Consider the following 18,307-nt stretch of genomic DNA (forward strand, 5'->3'; position numbering starts at 1 on the left):
CCTTCGTGAATCGCGAAACGGGGTCCCAGAAGATCACGGGTGTACATGGTTGACTATGCTGTTCCCACTCCTCGTACCCGCTGTTACCGTGATGATGTCCTCATCGACGAGAACTTTGCGCTGGCCGATGTGTCCGAACATCTTGAGTTTCCCAACTCCATGGTTTGGTGGACTTCTGTACCCCGGATGGTGCCGACCTCGCATTACTCACCGAGGAGCTGGGTTTGCACGAGTTGGCCGTCGAAGACGCCACGAAACTGCGTCAGCGGCCGAAGCTCGATCACTATCCCGATCACTCGTTCTTGTCTGCTTGCGCTGTCGGCTTCGATCCGGCCTCAAAAGCGGTTACCACCGACGAGATTGCCGCCTTCATCACGGCCCGTGCACTGGTTACCGTGCACAAGGAGGAGAGCATCGATTTGGACAATGTGGTTGCCAGATAGGACTCTTTCCCGGACTTGGCGAAGCATGGTGTCGCCTTCCTGTTGCACGGACTGTTGGACTAACTTGTCGACGGGTACTTCGATGCGGTAGACGCCCTCGACGAGGAGATCGAAGAGCTCCAGAACCAGCTATTCGTGCCCTCGGCCGACCAGGAAGCCCTGCAACGGAGTTCTTTCGCGCTCCGGAAGAGCCTGGTAACGCTTCGGCGGGTGATCCTACCGATGCGCGAAGTGGTGAACACGCTCCTCCGTCGCGACCTTCACCTTGTGGCCGACGAGATGGGTCCTTACTGTCAGGATGTCTACGACCATGTACTGCGCGCTATGAAATGGACGGAGAGCCTGCGCGACTTCGCCACGAGTATCCTCGAAGCGAATCTGGCCCTCCAGGGAAACCGGCTCAACGTGATCACCAAGAAGGTGACGGGACTGCCATCATCGCCATATCGACGGCCGTCACCGGCTTCTACGGCCAAAACGTGCCCTACCTCGGGTTTAGCGAGATCGGAGGCTTCTTCAGTTCGGTAGCGTTTATCGTGAGGTTCTCCACGCTGGTGTTTTCTCAAACGCAACGACTGAATCTAGGATCCTGACCCGCACTCACGTGCGGTGCTCTCCCGCCCCATCCTGATCGACGCCCTGATTGCACGCCGTCTTTGGGCTCTGCTCACACACTTTCTCGCACGACTGAACGGTGGGTCACGACCATGGCATTGATTGACAACGGCATCTACTTAGCCGGACACCGCGCGGAGAGCCTCCGCAGCCGTGAGGAAACGTACCAGGCCCTCCGCGAGAACGCTGGCATGGCGTGGATCGGACTCTACAGACCGGACGCCACCGAGATACGGTCGGTTGCCAGCGAATTCGATCTCCACCCGCTGGCCGTCGAAGATGCCCTGACCGGCCATCAACGAGCCATGCTCGAGCGGTACGGATCCACGTTGTTCCTCGTCTTGCGCCCCGCACGATACATCGACGAGAAGGAAGAGGTGGAATTCGGTGAGCTTCACCTCTTCATCGGCGAGGACTTTGTTGTCACCGTTCGCCACGCCGAATCGACGACCCTCAGCCGGGTCAGGCACAGCCTCGAGGCGAATCTCCCGCTTATCGCGAAGGGTCCACAAGCCGTGCTGTACTCCATCCTTGACGAGGTAGTCGATGAGTATGCACCCGTCATCGCCGGACTCGAGAACGATATCGACGAAATCGGAAACCAACTCTTTGACGGCGACCCCAGCGTCTCCCGACGCATCTATGACCTCTCCCGGGAAGTTATCGAGTTCCAGCGCGCGGTGCACCCCTCCTGATCGGGATGCTCCAAGCGCTCCTCCGCGGCTCGGAAAAATACCAGGTCGAACTGGAGCTCCAACGTTCCTTCCGCGACGTCTTGGACCACGCCATCCGCGTCGTCGATCGAGCGGACTCATTCCGCGCCATCCTACAAAACGCACTGACCGTGCACTCCACCCTGGTGAATCAACGGCAGAATGACGAAATGCGCCACATGTCTGAGACGAGCCTCGCTCAGAACGAACAGGTCAAGAAGATTTCCTCCTGGGCGGCCATCCTCTTCGCCCCAGCCCTCGTCGGCACGGCCGACGGCATGAACTTCGACTTCATGCCCGAACTGCACTGGACTTTCGGATACCCGATCGCACTCGGAGAGATGGTCTTCCTTGGCGTTGCCCGGTACGTGGTCTTCGAGAAAAAAAGTGGCTGTGACCCGCGCTCGAGGCCGACAGCACTTCGAGCTCAGATCTTTGCCCTGAGCGTGCGGCGCTCGCTCGTGTGTGGCTCACAATAGAGGTGTTGTTCGCATTCGATAGATCTGCTCGCACCCTCTAGTGACCGGCGCGGGCGGGATGGAAGATCACAGTGGATTCATTGGACGTTCCGGTCATCCCGGCGAGCGTTGCCAGCCCCGTCCGTTCGGGAGCGCCAGCGGGCAGCCTTGTGCGGTGGCTGCTTCGGAACCGTGTGCAGCCCGTCGGACCGGAGAGCCACGAAGACACGGTGACGAAGCGTCCCTGGTGGATGGTCATGTGTCTGACGGGCGTCGACTACTTCTCGACGTTGTCGTACCTGCCGAGCATCGCCGTGCTGGCTGCCGGAGCACTGGCGCCGTTGGCGACCCTGCTGATCGTTGCACTGACCCTGCTGGGGATGTTGCCGATGTACCGGCGGGTGGCGAAGGAGAGCCCGCACGGCCAGGGTTCGGTGGCGATGCTCGAGCGGCTCCTCCCGTTCTGGAAGGGCAAGTTCTTCGTGCTGGTACTTCTGGGCTTCGTCGCAACGTCCTGGATCATCACGATCACCCTGTCGTCGGCGGATGCCACGGTCCACCTTCTTGAGAACCCATATGCGCCCAGCTTCCTCGAGGGGCATGCCGTGACGATCACGATCGTCCTGCTCCTCACCCTCGGCGGCGTCTTCCTTCTCGGTTTCAGCGAAGCCGTGGCGGTTGCCATCCCGCTGGTGGCGGTGTATCTCACCCTAAACGCCGTCGTCATCGGCGTCGGCCTCTACGACGTCCTCACGGAACCAGCCGCTCTCGCCGGATGGACAGACGCCCTCACCTCCCGCGGCGGGGGGTTCGGTGATCTTCTCGGTCCCGCCATCATCGCTTTCCCGCTGCTCGTGTTGGGTCTGTCCGGATTCGAGACCGGGGTGAGCATGATGCCCCTGGTTGCCTCGGCAGGGAAAACCACCGAGGAGCGCCTGGCTTCACGCATCCGCAACACCCGCAAGCTCCTGACCGCGGCGGCCCTCATCATGAGCGCCTACCTCCTCTCGAGCACCTTCGTCACCACCCTCCTCATCCCCGAGGAAGCTTTCGAAGACGGTGGCGAAGCCAGCGGCCGCGCACTGGCCTACCTGGCCCACGAACTCGTCGGAAACACCTTCGGCACCGTCTACGACGTGAGCAGCATCCTCATCCTGTGGTTTGCGGGGGCGTCCGCGATGGCCGGCCTGATCAACATTGTCCCGCGCTACCTGCCGTCATACGGCATGGCCCCCGAGTGGAGCCGCGCCGTGCGCCCCGTGGTTCTCGTCTACACCGGCATCAGTATCCTGATCACGATTGGCTTCAACGCCGACGTCAACGCGCAGGCGGGCGCCTACGCCACCGGCATTCTGGCGATGATGGTGTCCGGAGCCGTCGCCGTCACGATCTCGGCGATCCGACGCCACCAGCGCCGAGCCAGTGTCGCATTCACCATTCTGACCTTGATCCTCCTGTACGCCCTGGGCGAGAACATCTTGGAGAAGCCAGACGGCATAGCCATTTCTGCGTTCTTCATTCTGGGAATCATCGTCGTTTCACTCGTATCCCGAGTTTCACGCACCACCGAACTGCGGGTGGAAACGGTCGAACTGGACGAACAGGCGCGGCGCTTCATCACCGACTCGCTCGCCTTCGATGGCGCGTTGAACCTGATTGCGAACAAGCCGAAGCCGGGCAAACAGACCGATTATGCCGGAAAGGAGACGGCGCAGCGGGGGATGAATCCCGTGCCGGGTCGCGCTGACGTGCTGTTCCTGGAGATCGAGGTGGTGGATCCGTCTAGTTTCAGCGAGACGCTCCATGTTCGCGGTGAAGAAGTCAACGGGCTTCGGGTGCTTCGAGCCCAGAGCCCCGCGGCTCCGAACGCCATCGCCGCCATCCTCTTGGCATTGCAGGACGCATCCGGAGTGCGACCTCACGCTTACTTTGAATGGTCAGAGGGCAACCCCCTAGGGCACCTCCTGCGCTACCTCCTCCTCGGCCAAGGAGATACCGCACCCGTCGTGCGCGAAATCCTTCGCCAGAGCGAAGCTGATCCGGCCCGCCGACCCGGAATCCACGTCGGCGGCGGCTGACGGCGCCCCGTACAGCGACGGTTCAGAGAAATCTGCACGGTCGGGAAATCGTGACTCACGCAGGGCCGTTCGTCTCCCCGTCGAGCCAGAGCGTATCGATGCGTCGTTGTGGACGGTGCCGGTGCCCACCTGCCTGGTGTCGATTTTGTCGCGGCGCATCGGGCGTGGCCTTCAATGACGGCAGAGGGTTCACCTACTCGGCCTTCGGCTACCCGGCAGCGGCACCGTTCACCGGCAACACCCTGCAGTCCTGCTCCGGCACCGCCACGGACTCCCCATACGCCCAGTCCGAATCGCAGGGCATCCCCTGCGACATGACCGGTGGAACATCCGGCGGCCCGCGGTTCATCGGCAGTGGTTCGGCCGGCTATCAGAACTCGGTCAACAGTCTCGGCTACAACAACGTCGCGAACACCATGTTCGTGCCGTACTGGGGATCGGTGATCGAGAGCTCCTGTGCTGCCGCCGCCTGAACCTGACCGGAATGACGAACCCGGCTCCGGAGGCGTCGCGCACGAGAATCTGACCGTGGACCCGTCCGACGCCGAATGGGACGAAGACCGGATGCGCGCGGCGCGACCACGAGCGATCCGTCGCAACCCGGACGGCACTCGACTTCGGATGAAGTACCGGGGCAACCAGAACCGACGGACGTACAGTAGAACCACCTGCGGGACAGCACCGGCAAGTCGGGGGTCCGCCGCATACCGCGGTGTGCGGCGGACCCGTGCTGTCATCCGGGGTCGAGGCCACGGGGACAGCCAGGGAGCCGATCGCAACCTCTCACCTTGTTTCGCAGCGGTGACAGGGATCGGGAACCGTCGAGGATCATTGACTGCTGAGGGTCTGGGAATGGCTCGAAGACCGCCCGCTTGATGAGGCGGTGCGTATCGAGGGTCGCAAGGAGCCCCCACGAGAGTGGCATCGGCACGAGGAGATCGACAACCGCTTGAGCAAGGATGCGGCCAGGACCCACGCGGAGCTGTCGGTCGAGGGTTATCAGAGCGTTCGTTTGCGACGTGCTGAGGGGTGCCTGGGTGTAGGGAGCGCGGTTCGTGTCGGACCGGAACAGGGATGAGTAGTCCTCGGTGGCCACGGATGCGTGCTTCGCCAGGGTGACCCGCGCGATCGGCTTGTGGCGCATCGACGTCTTCAGGTCCGTCTCGTCATAGCTCCTGCCCGGGAATAACTCGAACGACGCCGAGTACCCGAGATGTTGACCATTGCTGGGATGATGCCGAGGAGTGCGAGCACGGCGATGATCTTGCATGAAGAGTGTGATCAGAATCGGCGGGCACGTCAGGAGAAGAAAAACTAGGAAGGCCGTGGCGATCGGGTTGGCGAGATCAGGCTGTCGTCTATCCCGTCAATTGCGCGCCCAACCACGCTGCCAATGAAGGCCGGCGCGGCAGCGGCAACCGTCGGACCCCATCAAGTCTCGGCCCGGTATTCGCTCGTCCCGGCTTGATCGCGATGGACGCAAGGCCCGAACTCAAGGCGCATCTTGTGAAGATCCCATGATTTCATCGTGCACCCTCGACCGGGAGATGCGTAATTCCCGTTTCGTGCTGGTCGCTGACGAAAGCGATGGGCAGAGTGCGCAACTTTCGGTGACAGCAACGCCTTGATAGGCAGCTCCCGACGGTGCCACACTGGAGACTGTGAACCTCAACGATGAATTGCAGGCCGTCGAAAAAGTGGTGGATCGACTCACGAAACGATTCCCAAATGTGCCACGGTCGAGCGTTGAAAGAGCTGTCCGCGAGGAGCATCAGAACTTCTCCGGCCGCCCGATACGTGACTTTGTTCCCGTTCTCGTCGAACACGGGGTCAAGGAACGCTTACGCAAACAGTGAGCCACGGTTCAGCGGGATAGTGCGCGACCACCAGTGGTGCCCGTTGCGCCTTACTGGACATCCCGGATCATGAACACCGGGAAGTCGGCTCCTATGGTTTCGAATGCCTAGACTGGCTCCGACTGATCGACCGGAATGTGCGGTCGGGCGCCGGGTGCTTGCGCCAGGTATGACTTGGTAATCGGTGCGCGGGCATCCGCGCGAATCTCTTCAAGTAGCACCGGTCGCCTGCGCCCCGCGTGGATGACGGCGCTCCCATTCGCGGCCCGCACATTGCGCACCCACCGCGAGCCCTGGCCCAGCATCGAAACCACGTACTCACAACCTTCGTAGCGGGCCACCACGAGCGGCAGGGTGAGCAGGGTGTGCGACTTCGGATTGACGGCCTCGAGGCTTACCGCGCCGTGGCCAACGATACCGAGCGAGAACACCATCGCGCTTATTCGGTTCAGGAAACGCGCCCACCGGTTCGGGCGCCCGCCGGCGTACATGCGCCGTGAGTGGTGTGCCTCTCTCGTTTTCCGACTGTCACCATCGTTGCGGCTGTGTCGCTCGGGCGAGCTGACAGTACCATCGCATCATGGCGCGACCGTTGCCAGTGAATAGCCGATACCATAATCGTAGAGGACGGTACACCGTCGCCGATCTTGATGACGTGCACCAATGCCAGGGCGCGACCGCGGCCAAGGGATGTCCTACTTCAGCGAATCGACGATCACCAGCTCGATCAGACAACGAACCCTCACAGCGTTCTAGCGATCGGTGGTAGGTCGATCTGTATGCTTTGCATATGATGGCGCCGCAGATCTATGTCACTTTCCCCGGTACAGCGCGCGAAGCGCTCCGCTTCTACGCGGATGTTTTCAGTGGAGAGCTCACCCTGCATACCTACGAGGATTTCGGTCGCAGCGACGGCCCGCCCCACAACATAGCTCACGGAGTGCTCGAGGGCGTAGTTGTATTGATGGGATCCGATGCAGCCGCATGTGAAAAAAGTGTTCGGCTTGATGGCGTCAAGCTCTCATTGCTGGGCGCCGCCGAACCGGAAATTCTCCACGAGTGGTTTGACAAACTCGCGATGGGCGGCCAGATCGTTGACTACCTTGCCCCAAAGCCTTGGGGTGCTTCGGATGGCCAAGTCATCGACCGTCATGGACTGCACTGGCTCATCGGATACGAACTCGGGCAATGAGCGGCCCACAACGCTCGATCGTGGAGAGCGACAAGGTCCTCGTGAGGATCGATCTGGATGTCCCTCCCTGTTGAACCCCTCCGACAAGAGTTCTCGATCGCTGCTGATCTCCACCGAGCTTGCCCCCTGTCGCCCTTTTGGAGTGCCTCGAAGCGGATGCCGCGCTCGGCCCGTCCGCGGCGGCCCGACCGGTCCCGACCGGACATGCTCGCTGTCAGAGACCTGATCACCAACGGTGGCCAACAGTAAGTCGTGATCAACGCACCGGCTGTCCGCGAGTGCCCACCCGCATATGGGCGTCGAAGCCGGGCAACTTATTGCATCGGGTGCACCCCGTATTTCGCCTCGAGCGTGGCATCCGTCACAATCTCTGGCCTGGACATGCCGCGACAGGTCTGGCAGCGCATCACGACGGGTCAGCGAAGTACCGACGACCACGGCGAGAGGCACCCAAAACCTGAGCGAGGCTGTGAAGTCGCGAAGCCGAGGGGCGCCTGACGGCAGGCTGAGAGCTTAGGGCTGCGAACTCCACACCTAAAGTTCCCTCAAAACAAATCTGCCGAAGTTCACCTGTATCACCCCGTTACGCGGACAACGAGTTGTCCTGACTCGAGCCTGTCGACGTGCACCGGCATCGGTGGCGGCCAAGTACGGATGACTTTGCCAGCTATAACTGAGCATCTGTCCAGAAAGTGAGTGCGAGCTGGAGGTTTCGTCCATGCGGCTTCATCTGGCCGTGAGTCCACCGATCAAGGTGCGCCGAGGATCGTGTAGCCCGGCCGCATCGCATTTGGAAGTCATGCGCTCTGCTTCACCCCGTTCACCTCTGACCGCCCGGCGAGAAATGAACGCCAAACGTAAACGTTCGCGCACCAGATCCGTCGCTGTCGGCACCGGAGCAGCTCTCGGTCTCCTCGGCCTGATCATGGGAATCGGTGCGGTGTCACAGGCATCCGCGGTAAGTTCTGCCGGCATCGCCGCGACGACGGAGCTCTCCGAAAGCACCGGTTTGCATCACGAGCAGCTCAGTGTCTACTCCGCCATAGCCACAAAAACCGCCCATGACCGGGCGGAGAGCACCCTCAGTGACGCCGGAACGGTGATCACGGCCATGGCGAACAAGGTGGATCCGACCCCACTGGCGTCATCCGTCGCCGCGCTCGGGGACTACAAGTCGTTGGAGACGGACACCGTCATCGAGCTCACCGAACAGACTCAGGAGGCGGCCGACACGGCCCGTTCGGCTGTGGCCGAGGTAGACCGAGCCGCCGCCGAGGCCGCAGCAGCGGCCGCCGCCGAGGCCGCTCGCGCCCAGGCCGAGGCTGCCGTTCAGGCTCAGGCTCAGGCGGACGCCCGGGCCGCGGCCGCGGATGCGTCGCGCGATTCCGCTCCAGCTGCTGAGTCCCAGCCCGACGCCGGCGGCAACACGCCCGCCGAGGCGAAGGCGACGGCCCGGGCGATGGCAGCCTCCAAGTACGGCTGGGGCGAGTCCGAGTTCTCCTGCCTCGTACAGCTCTGGAACAAGGAATCCGGCTGGTCGTACACGGCCAACAACCCCAGCGGCGCCACCGGAATCCCTCAGGCCCTGCCCGGGAGCAAGATGGCCACGGCGGGATCCGACTGGGCCACGAACGCGACGACGCAGATCTCCTGGGGTCTCGGCTACATCAAGGCCGGGTACGGCACCCCGTGCGGAGCCTGGGCGCATTCCGTGACCAACAACTGGTATTGACCGCACCTGACCTGACCTGACCCGACCGGGGCAACGGATTTGGGGGTGAGCCGCAGGTCGAGGTGGAGGGTCATGCTCCTGGCTGCTCCACAGTCGAACGAGTGGAAGGCTCAGTGTGCGTTGAGGCGGGCCCCTGCATCGATCGTCGTGCGCGGTGCGCGAGCCGGGGCCCCCGCACTCCGCTGACTCTGGCGAGCGACCTCACGCAGGTCCCACAGATTCTCCCGGGTGACGGAGACAGTCGGGCATCACCTCCCCATGCCGGACCCCTGCACCGGGGTGCCATCCAGCAGTGACGCATCGGCGAGGATGACCCTGCCGGGGTGCACGGAGAAATACCGGGGGAGCCGGTCGAGTTTGGCGGTCAGGTCGACCAGCAGGTCACACTGATCCGACCGCCGCACGTCGGCGGCCAGCTCGGCCTCCCGTCGACGGCGCGGCGGAAGGCGCGCGCGACGATGCGCCATGGCTGTTTGGCGATCGCGTCGATCATCTCGCCCAACAGGCTCAGGGCCAGGCCGGCGTACCGCACGGTGCCCCGGCCGCGGTAGGCGTTCGTCATCGACATCAGGCTGACCCGGTCGGCGCCAAAGAAACCTGTGCGAGTCAGCCGACTGCTCCCGGCCGTCTGCGTGCGATGAAGAACGGTCGCACCGACACCAGGTAGAAGGCGACGAGCGCGGCCAGCAACCCCGATGCGGATGCCCCGACGGCGACGCCCCAGAGCAGCCGGGGCCCGTTGCCGGGCACGATCACGCCGGTGATGTCGGCGTTCGCGGGCGGCTCCGTGGGCATCATCGCCGGAGTCGGCGTGCTGGTGTTCTCCGGCTCGTTGGTCGTTCCTGCGCGCTCGCCTGGAACGGGAGCAGAGGTCGGGGCTGGATCCACGTTCTTGGCAGGTGGGGCTTCCGACGGTGCCGCCGCCGTCGCCGACGGTGGAACGACAGCCGGCGTGGACTGTGGCCCGGCCGAGGGGGCCGGCTCTGCCGGGGGAGTGGTGGCGGGTTCCTCAGGTGCTGGCGAGGGGAACTTGGTCGGAGTGAGAGTGGGAGGGGGCGGCGGTGTCGGTGTCGGTCCGGGGGTGGTTTCACCCTCGGTCAGGGCCACACACTGTGACTCCCCGTCGACATCGACGATCGGCACGGTTTCGCCCGGGCACTCGTCGGCGGAGACGCGCGTCGCACTCGGCATCACGGTGCCGAGCGTCAGCAGGAGAGCGATCCCGGCCGTGAGCCCGGTCGCGGCAATCAGGGTGGTGAGTCGTCGATACACAGCTGATCCAGGTTCCGTTCGATGGTGCCGTGATTGTTCTGGTTGAACCGAGTCTGCCCTCGGTCCCCGGACGCGTCCAGTGCCCGGGACCACCGAAGTGGCATGTGTGCCCGTCAGCTCGAATCGGGTCGCCGCGCCTGAGCCCCGGGCGGCCCTCGACAAAGCCGAGGGTCGGCGGCAGAATCGGACGAGGCGGACCCGCAGGAGGTATTCGCCGGGTGGGAGCCTCATGTTCACGAATCGGAGCGAGGCCGGCCGACTGCTGGCCGAACCACTGATCGAACGACTGACTGAGCTTGAGGCGCACGACCCGGTGGTCTACGCCCTCCCGCGGGGCGGTGTGCCTGTGGCGATCGAGGTCGCTCGGCGCCTGCATGCCCCGCTGGACCTCATCCTGGTGCGCAAGATCGGGGCCCCGGGCTATCCGGAGGTCGCGATGGGGGCGGTCGTCGACGGTGCTAGTCCGCAGGCGATCGTCAATGAGGACGTGTTCGCCGCCACCGGGGGCGACTCGATGGGTTTGGCCCGGGCCCGCCGTCGCGAGCTGGCCGAAATCGCACGACGTCGCACCCTCTACCTCAATGACCGCCCGCAGATCAGTCCGCGGGGCCGTGTCGCCGTCGTCGTGGACGACGGCCTCGCGACGGGAGCCACGGCCAAGGCAGCCCTCGCGGCCCTGAAAGGGCAGGGCGCCGCACTCACGGTGCTCGCGGTCCCGGTCGCACCCGCCGAGCTGCTCGGGGAGATGCGGCAGTATGCGGATGTCATCGTCGTGCTGCACGCCCCGCAGGAGTTGTGGGCAATCGGGCCCTTCTACACCGACTTCCACCAACTCTCAGACAACGAGACCGTCGCCCTGCTGCAGGAGGCGTGGGCTGAGGCCGACGCCACTCCACCGACAGACGGCCGGACGAACTGACGGTCATATGACGGATGCTTTTCCCGCCGGCACGGTCCCGAACCGGCAGAATGGGCAGGTGCACCTTCTGGCGAGTCGAACGGGAAACGGGGAGATCCTCGTGCTGTCGCTCGACGCCGAGGGCAACGTCGCGGGGCCAGCACTCCGTTTGCCTTCACACGAATTCCCCGGCTATGTGCTCGGTCAGGAGCGAGACCGGCCCCGTTGGGTGTGGGAGGACACGGCCCGCATCTACCCGCTGCTCCTGGCGGCCGGAATCAGGGTGCACCGCGCCCACGACTTGCGCCTGTGCCACGCGATCCTGCGCCAGTCGTCGCTGACCCAGGCAAGCGCGCTGGCCCGGGCGGAGCCGAGCCGCTGGGATCGGGCGGTGGCCTTCGAACCGGCCGCGTCCGCATCCGGGGTGACACTCTTCGACCTGTTCGACAGCGACGGTGACAGCGCCGCCGGCAGCGACACCGAGACCGCCGCCGACGGCGTGACCGGCCGCGACGCCGGCAGCGCGGCCGCCGGGTTCGGTACGCAGGCGGAATACCGGCGCCAGCTCGACGCGGTCCGCGCCTCTGCGGAGCCCGGCCGCCTCCGCCTGCTGCTCGCCGCGGAATCGGCCGGGGCGCTGATCGCCGCCGAGATGCAGTTCGCCGGCCTGCCGTGGCGCACCGACGTGCACGACGCTCTGCTGACCCGCGAACTCGGCCCCCGCGTCGCCCCGGGCATCCGGCCCGAACGCCTCGAAAACCTCGCTCGGCGCATCCGTGACGCTGTTGGCGAACCCGGTCTCAACCCCGACTCCCAGCCCGATCTGATGCGGGCACTGCAGAAGGTCGGCCTGAAGGTGACGTCCACCCGCGCCTGGGAGCTCAAGGAGCTCACCCACCCTGTGATCGATCCGCTGCTCGAATACAAGAAGCTGGCCCGGCTGCTCAGCGCGAACGGCTGGTATTGGATGGACACCTGGATCGTCGACGGCCGGTTCCATCCCGAGTACATCCCCGGCGGGGTGGTGACGGGCCGCTGGGCCACTCGGGGCGGGGGAGCCCTGCAGCTGCCCAAACAGGTGCGCGGCGCAGTCGTCGCCGATGCGGGCTGGAAGCTCGTGGTCGCGGACGCCGCGCAGCTCGAGCCGCGTATCCTCGCCGCCCTATCGGCCGACACGGCCATGGCCCAGGCCGGCCGAGGAACGGACCTGTACGCCGGGATCGTCGCCGGGGGCGTCGTGGAGACCCGCGACCACGCCAAGGTGGCCATGCTCGGGGCCATGTACGGCGCCACCAGCGGGGAGAGCGGGCGCCTCCTGCCCCGGCTCGCGAAGGCCTTTCCGAGGGCACTGGCCCTCACCGAAACGGCCGCACGCGCCGGGGAACGCGGCGAGAGCGTGACGACACGGCTTGGGCGTTCCTCCCCGCGGCCCGGGGAACGCTGGCTGGCCACCCAGGCCAAGGCCTACGACCCCGGGGCGACGGATGCCGACGAGCGCCGGGCCCGTAGTCAGGCGCGAGACTGGGGCCGCTTCACCCGCAATTTCATCGTTCAGGGCAGCGCCGCGGAATGGGCGCTGTGCTGGATGGCGGAGGTGCGCCGGGAACTGCGAATGCTGCCCCAGGGTGCCCAGGGTGCCCAGGGTGCCCAGGGTTCCCAGTGGGCCCAGGGTGCCTCCGGGTCGGAATTCGACCGGGCCCCGCACCTGGTTTTCTTCCTGCACGACGAGGTCATGGTGCACACGCCCGCCGCGCTGGCAGATACCGTCGAGGAGATCATCCGGCGCGCGGCGGATACCGCCGGCCGGCACTTGTTCGGCGATTTCCCGGTCGATTTCCTGCTCACTGTTGCGACGGTCGACAGCTACGCGCAGGCGAAGTAGGTGCAACCACCGCAGAGGCGACGGCAGCTCCGACGGTGCGTGTCGCCCAGGTCAGGCGACGGATGCCGGTCGTCGTCCGCGCTTCGGCCGCACGTCGTTCAGACCGTGCCGAAAACTCGCGGCGTGGCCGTCCTCGAGCAGCGCGTCGACGTCCCGAAGCCAGTCCAGCGCAGCGGAGGACAGCGCGGCCCGGGCGGCGCCCGCCAAGCGCTCCGCGCCCGTGGCCGCGGCGTCCATGGTCGCAGTCTCGGTAGTTGACTGCCACCGCCGGCGGTACCGGGCAACGATGCCGCGCGCATCGATGCCCAGCACCTGAGGATCAGGGAGGGAGATGGCGATCAGGACCCGGTCGACCAGGTCGCTCCACTCGTTGCCGGGAGCGCTCTCGGTATCGGCCAGCCAGTGGAGCGCCTCGGCCTGGCCGAGCGCGGTGATTCGGTACAGCGGTAGGCCGTCTGCGGTGCTGCCGGCCGATTCAACGGCCGCCTGTTTAACCAGCCGCTCAAGAGTGCCGTAGATCTGCCCGACGTTGACCGCCCGCCGACCGGCCGTTCGAGACTCCAGCTCGCCATGAAGCTGGAAGCCATAGGCCGGACCGATCGTGAGGATCGCCAGCAGGCAGCTGCGAACAGACATGGGACCTCCGGTGGCCAAGGTACGACCATACTGAGTATAGCGAACGGAGATCCGGTCCCGGCTCGAGTCTTGTGATCGCGGGGGTCGCTGAGGCATAATTCATGGATGCAGCGCCTGCGCGGTGCGTCGACCGTTGGTCATAGGTTCAAGTTTTCGATAAGTTCACAGCACGCCGCATTGTTTCGTTCAGAGGTCGTTGGGGAAGACGCATCTCACAGAACGGGAGAAACGATGGTGGCTACACACGCTCGGCAGGAAGCGACTGCGCGCGGCTACATTTACGTGCATTCTTCGCCTCGCGCTCTGAGTCCCCATGTGGAGTGGGCGGTGGGTCGCGCTCTGGGCGTGCCCGTCAGTTTCGACTGGTCTGAGCAGCCCGTGCTCCGCGGAGCGCAGCGGGCCGAGTACCAGTGGGAGGGCGCCTGCGGTACGGGGGCGCGGCTCGCCTCGGCGCTCCGCGGGTGGGACCACCTTCGCTTTGAGGTCACCGAGGACGCCGGTTTCGGCGCCGATGGGGCGCGCTGGCTTCACACCCCCGACCTGGGCATCTTCTTCGCCCAGACCGACACGGCCGGTAACGTCGTTATCCCGGAGGACCGGCTGCGCCACGCCATGGACCAGGCCGGGGCAAACGCGCTGGAGCTCCACCGGCAGCTCCGCATTACGCTCGGGCAGGCCTGGGACGACGAGCTCGAACCGTTCCGGCACGCCGGCGATTTCAACTCGGTCGTGTGGTTGCACCAGGTGGGCTGACGTGCAGCGCAAGGTCGCTCCCGAACACGGGATGGCCCCGACCGGTGCCGGTCGGGGCCATCTCGGTGCAGGCAGGTTTTCCGCCGGGTGGAGCTAGACCGACCGGAACGCCACGACGGCGTTGTGACCGCCGAAACCGAACGAGTTGCTGATGGCCAGCAGATCGCCGGAAGGCAACGTGCGCGGCATGGTCACCACGTCGAGCGGGATGCTTGGATCCTGATTCAGCAGGTTGATGGTCGGCGGGGCCATGCGCTTGGCCAGAGCGAGAACCGTGAACAGGGCCTCAATCGCCCCGGCACCACCGAGGAGGTGACCGGTGGAAGCCTTGGTCGCCGACACCGGGATTCCGTCGAGCAGGTCGCCGAACACGCGGCGCAGTGCGTTGTACTCGGCGATGTCCCCGACCGGAGTGCTGGTCGCGTGTGCGTTGATGTGCGAGACATCCGCCAGGCTCGCGTCGGCATTCCTGATCGCGGTGATCATCGCGCGGGCCGCAGCCGTGCCATCGGGGTCTGGAGCGGTGATGTGGTACGCGTCACTGGTCACGGCACCACCAAGGAGCTCGGCGTAGATGCGCGCGCCGCGGGCCTTGGCGTGTTCTTCCGTCTCGACGACGAGCGCCGCGGCCCCCTCACCGAGAACGAAGCCGTCCCGGGTGATGTCGTAGGGGCGCGACGCCGTGGCCGGGTCGTCGTTGCGCTTGGACAAGGCCTGCATGGCAGCGAAGGATGCGATCGGAAGCGGGTGAATTGCGGCCTCGGAGCCACCGGCGATGACGATGTCGGCGAGCCCGGCCTGTAGGCGGTTGTAGGCGTTCACGAGAGACTCGGTGCTCGAGGCGCACGCGGACACAACTGTGGTGATTCCGGCCCGGGCGTGAAGGTCCATTCCGATGGCCGCTCCCGGGCCGTTCGGCATGAGCATGGGCACGGTCATCGGCAGCACGCGGCGCGGACCGCGTTCGCGGAGGGTGTCCCACGCGTCGAGGAGGGTCCAGACTCCACCGATTCCGGTCGCCCAGTCGACGGCCAGCCGTTCGGGGTCTGCTTCGGGGGAGCCGGCATCCGCCCAGGCTTCACGCCCGGCAATCAACGCGAACTGGCTGGAGGGGTCGAGGCGCTTCGTCTCGTGGCGGGCCAGAACGTCGACGGATGGAACCCTGGCCTGGGCGGCGAAGGTCACGGGGAGCTGAGTCCGGGCCACCCATTCGTGGTCTAGCGTGCTCGTCCCCGATTCACCGGCGAGCAGGGCCGACCAGCTGTCGGCGGCCGTGCCGCCGAGAGGGGAAGTCGCACCGATGCCGGTGATAACGATTTTTTTGGTCATAACGTTAACTCTCCGTGAGGCGTGCAAACGTGGGCATCACCCACAGATCAGGCCGGTCGGCAGATGCCGACCGGCCTGTTCATTTGTGGACTAGACCTGAGCCTTGACGATGAAGTCGACAGCGTTGCCGACGGTCTTGAGGTTCTTGACCTCTTCGTCGGGGATCTTGACGTCGAACTTTTCTTCCGCGTTGACGACGATGGTCATCATCGAGATGGAATCGATGTCCAGATCATCGGTGAATGACTTCCCCATCTCAACTGTGTCGGTCGCGATGCCAGTCTCGTCGTTGATGAGTTCGGCCAGGCCGGCAAGAACTTCTTCGGTGGACAATGCCATGTTATTTCTCCTTGGGGGTGTCTCGTATGACCGAGATTCAGTTTAGAGGGGAGTTGAGTGAAATCTAGGGAAGCACGACGACCTGCGCGCCGAACACCAGTCCTGCTCCAAAGCCGATCTGGAGGGCGAGGCCACCGCTGAGCTCGGGGTGCTCTTCCAGGAGACGGTGGGTGGCCAGCGGGATCGACGCCGACGAGGTGTTCCCGGTGGTGGCGACATCGCGGGCGATGACGACCGAGTTGGGAAGCTTCAGTTGCTTGGCGAACTCGTCGATGATGCGCATATTGGCCTGGTGCGGGATGAAAGCGGCGAGCTGGTCGCTCTCGATTCCCGCGACCTGGAGAGCCTCCTTAGCCACCTTCGCCATGTTCCAGACGGCCCAGCGGAAAACCGTTTGGCCTTCCTGGCGCAGGGTGGGCCATTCGGATTCTCCGCGTCGGTATTCCTGCAGGGTGTGATTCATGGTGATGGCATCGGCCTTGGACCCGTCGGATCCCCACACGGTGGGTGCGATCCCCGGGAAGTCGCTCGGGCCGATGACGACGGCGCCGGCGCCGTCGCCGAGGAGGAACGAGATGCTGCGGTCCGTGGGGTCGACGAGGTCGGATAGCTTCTCGGCGCCGATGACGAGCGCGTAGTGGGCGGTGCCCGTGCGGATCAGGGAATCGGCTTGCGCCACGGCGTAGGTGTATCCGGCGCAGGCGGCGTTGACGTCGTAGGCGGCGGCGGGGTTGGCGCCGACCCGATCGGCGACCACGGCGGCAATGGACGGTGTCTGCCGGCCGTTGCTGATCGTGGCCACGATGACGGCGTCGATCAGGTGTGGCTGGATGCCGGACCTCTCTATGGCTTCGCGGGCGGCATCCGTCGCGAGGTCGACGGCCTGGATGTCCTGGCTCGCTCTTGTGCGGGTGATGATGCCGGTGCGCTGTTGGATCCATTCATCAGACGAATCGATCGGACCGACCAGGTCGTCGTTGGGCACGACCAGGTCCCCGCGGGCGGCGCCGATCGAGAGAATCCGGGTGTACCGGGGACCGTGCGATTGCTGGAGTGTTGGCTTGGACATATTCTCTTTCGGTCAGACTAGGTTCTGCTGGTCGATCAGGTCGAACGCAGCGGGCAGGTCGTCCGGCGTCCTGATCGCTACGCTGGGCACGCCCTTGAGGGCACGTTTGGCGAGGCCGACAAGAGCCCCGGCCGGTGCGACCTCAATGATTCCGGTCACGCCGGCATCCGCGAACGAACGCATGCACATATCCCACCGTACCGGCGAGGACACCTGATCAACCAGCAACTCCACGAACCGGACACCGTTGGACACCGCGCTGCCGTCCCGGTTCGTCCAGATCGAAAGCGTGGGATCGGCGGGCGCGAGCAGCGCGGAGACACGGGTGAGGTGCTTCACCGCCGGGTGCATATACCGCGTGTGGAATGCACCAGCCACCTGCAGCGGAATCACCCGGGTGCGCGGATTGGGGTTCTTGCCGAGAGCGGCCAGAGCCGCGAGTGAGCCGGCGACGACGATCTGTCCGCCACCGTTGAAGTTGGCCGGGGCGAGGTCGAGTTCGTCGAGGCGGGCCAGGAGTTCGGTCTCATCGCCGCCCAGCACGGCGCTCATGCCGGAGGGCTCCAGCGCCGCGGCCTCGGCCATGGCGGTGCCGCGCTCGCGCACGAAACGCACGGCGTCCACCGCGCTGAGGATGCCGGCGCCGGCTGCGGCGGTGATCTCGCCCACCGAGTGACCGGCGATACCGGTGATGCGCTCCCGCCGGCCGTCGGCGAGGAGTGCGTTCAACGTGAGGAGTCCGGCGGCCACGATCAGTGGCTGGGCGATTCGGGTGTCCCGAATGGTGTCGGCGTCGCTCACGGTGCCGTGGCGCATCAGATCAATTCCGCAGGCCGCGGAGATCTCGTCCAGGCCGGCGGCGAAAGTGGGGTTCCGAAGCCAGGGCTCGAGGAAGCCGGGGGTTTGTGAGCCCTGACCGGGGCAGACGACAACAATCATTAATCCAGTCTCCCAACCTCGTTTGTTGCGGGCATGTCGGAGATCCACCAACTATTCGCGGAGTGTTTGTCGAATCTCGTTAGTTCGGCACCTCTGACGCCGC

The 18,307-nt window shown here is 65.1% G+C and carries 15 protein-coding genes and 3 pseudogenes; 10 read left to right on the top strand and 8 right to left on the bottom strand.

Features of this window, described 5'->3' with window-relative positions; all coding sequences use genetic code 11:
- The first annotated feature begins 167 nt into the window (after positions 1 to 167).
- From E3N94_RS17220 to E3N94_RS10540, 5 genes and pseudogenes are all read left to right on the top strand, one after another.
- A pseudogene (locus E3N94_RS17220) lies at positions 168 to 971 on the top strand (magnesium transporter CorA family protein).
- 179 nt (positions 972 to 1,150) lie between these two features.
- Positions 1,151 to 2,157, top strand: a pseudogene (locus E3N94_RS10525) (magnesium and cobalt transport protein CorA); the annotation flags it as partial.
- Positions 2,158 to 2,459: 302 nt separating this feature from the next.
- On the top strand, positions 2,460 to 4,307 hold the full coding sequence (locus E3N94_RS10530) for an amino acid transporter (RefSeq protein ID WP_233191457.1): 1,848 nt from the start codon (positions 2,460 to 2,462) through the stop codon (positions 4,305 to 4,307).
- Between the two features lie 152 nt (positions 4,308 to 4,459).
- Positions 4,460 to 4,780: pseudogene (locus tag E3N94_RS10535) on the top strand (hypothetical protein); the annotation flags it as partial.
- Between the two features lie 1,188 nt (positions 4,781 to 5,968).
- Positions 5,969 to 6,163 (top strand): hypothetical protein, encoded by a 195-nt coding sequence (locus tag E3N94_RS10540; protein ID WP_134343049.1) that lies wholly within the window; start codon positions 5,969 to 5,971, stop codon positions 6,161 to 6,163.
- Between the two features lie 107 nt (positions 6,164 to 6,270).
- Here E3N94_RS10540 and E3N94_RS10545 read toward each other — a convergent pair whose 3' ends face one another.
- Positions 6,271 to 6,597, bottom strand: coding sequence for a hypothetical protein (locus E3N94_RS10545; protein ID WP_198416281.1), 327 nt, complete (start codon positions 6,595 to 6,597; stop codon positions 6,271 to 6,273).
- A 356-nt stretch (positions 6,598 to 6,953) separates the two neighbouring features.
- Here E3N94_RS10545 and E3N94_RS10550 point away from each other — a divergent pair, with 356 nt between their 5' ends.
- Positions 6,954 to 7,355, top strand: coding sequence for a VOC family protein (locus E3N94_RS10550; RefSeq protein ID WP_134570205.1), 402 nt, complete (start codon positions 6,954 to 6,956; stop codon positions 7,353 to 7,355).
- Between the two features lie 844 nt (positions 7,356 to 8,199).
- Complete coding sequence (locus tag E3N94_RS10555) at positions 8,200 to 9,087, top strand: hypothetical protein (protein ID WP_134401683.1); 888 nt, start codon at positions 8,200 to 8,202, stop codon at positions 9,085 to 9,087.
- A gap of 364 nt (positions 9,088 to 9,451) precedes the next feature.
- On the opposite strand, the gene E3N94_RS10560 is transcribed toward E3N94_RS10555, so the two are convergent.
- Together E3N94_RS10560 and E3N94_RS10565 are read right to left on the bottom strand one after the other, a co-directional pair.
- Entirely contained in the window at positions 9,452 to 9,649 is a 198-nt protein-coding gene (locus E3N94_RS10560; RefSeq protein ID WP_134401682.1) for a hypothetical protein, read from the bottom strand.
- Positions 9,650 to 9,693: 44 nt separating this feature from the next.
- The gene (locus tag E3N94_RS10565; protein WP_134342922.1) at positions 9,694 to 10,359 is read right to left on the bottom strand and encodes a hypothetical protein; all 666 of its coding nucleotides are present in this window, start codon (positions 10,357 to 10,359) and stop codon (positions 9,694 to 9,696) included.
- A gap of 229 nt (positions 10,360 to 10,588) precedes the next feature.
- On the opposite strand from E3N94_RS10565, the gene E3N94_RS10570 reads away from it, so the two are divergent.
- Together E3N94_RS10570 and E3N94_RS10575 are read left to right on the top strand one after the other, a co-directional pair.
- Positions 10,589 to 11,278, top strand: a complete 690-nt coding sequence (locus E3N94_RS10570) for a phosphoribosyltransferase family protein (RefSeq protein ID WP_104101874.1) — start codon at positions 10,589 to 10,591, stop codon at positions 11,276 to 11,278.
- A 58-nt stretch (positions 11,279 to 11,336) separates the two neighbouring features.
- Positions 11,337 to 13,139 (top strand): bifunctional 3'-5' exonuclease/DNA polymerase, encoded by a 1,803-nt coding sequence (locus tag E3N94_RS10575; RefSeq protein ID WP_241987108.1) that lies wholly within the window; start codon positions 11,337 to 11,339, stop codon positions 13,137 to 13,139.
- Positions 13,140 to 13,190: 51 nt separating this feature from the next.
- Here the strand turns inward: E3N94_RS10575 and E3N94_RS10580 are convergent, their stop codons facing one another.
- Positions 13,191 to 13,775: a PadR family transcriptional regulator gene (locus E3N94_RS10580; RefSeq protein ID WP_134570207.1), complete on the bottom strand. Its 585-nt coding sequence runs from the start codon at positions 13,773 to 13,775 to the stop codon at positions 13,191 to 13,193.
- Positions 13,776 to 14,006: 231 nt separating this feature from the next.
- Between E3N94_RS10580 and E3N94_RS10585 the strand changes: the two genes are divergently transcribed.
- Complete coding sequence (locus E3N94_RS10585) at positions 14,007 to 14,528, top strand: DUF3145 domain-containing protein (protein ID WP_134570208.1); 522 nt, start codon at positions 14,007 to 14,009, stop codon at positions 14,526 to 14,528.
- 93 nt (positions 14,529 to 14,621) lie between these two features.
- Here E3N94_RS10585 and E3N94_RS10590 read toward each other — a convergent pair whose 3' ends face one another.
- From E3N94_RS10590 to E3N94_RS10605, 4 genes are all read right to left on the bottom strand, one after another.
- Entirely contained in the window at positions 14,622 to 15,857 is a 1,236-nt protein-coding gene (locus E3N94_RS10590; protein WP_104101886.1) for a beta-ketoacyl-[acyl-carrier-protein] synthase family protein, read from the bottom strand.
- A gap of 90 nt (positions 15,858 to 15,947) precedes the next feature.
- Entirely contained in the window at positions 15,948 to 16,196 is a 249-nt protein-coding gene (locus E3N94_RS10595) for an acyl carrier protein (protein ID WP_104101888.1), read from the bottom strand.
- Between the two features lie 64 nt (positions 16,197 to 16,260).
- Positions 16,261 to 17,265, bottom strand: coding sequence for a beta-ketoacyl-ACP synthase III (locus tag E3N94_RS10600; protein ID WP_134570209.1), 1,005 nt, complete (start codon positions 17,263 to 17,265; stop codon positions 16,261 to 16,263).
- Positions 17,266 to 17,277: 12 nt separating this feature from the next.
- Positions 17,278 to 18,204, bottom strand: coding sequence for an ACP S-malonyltransferase (locus E3N94_RS10605; protein WP_104101893.1), 927 nt, complete (start codon positions 18,202 to 18,204; stop codon positions 17,278 to 17,280).
- Positions 18,205 to 18,307: the final 103 nt, after the last annotated feature.

The sequence above is a fragment of the Cryobacterium sp. Sr3 genome, assembly GCF_004402835.1.
GTDB lineage: Bacteria > Actinomycetota > Actinomycetes > Actinomycetales > Microbacteriaceae > Cryobacterium > Cryobacterium sandaracinum.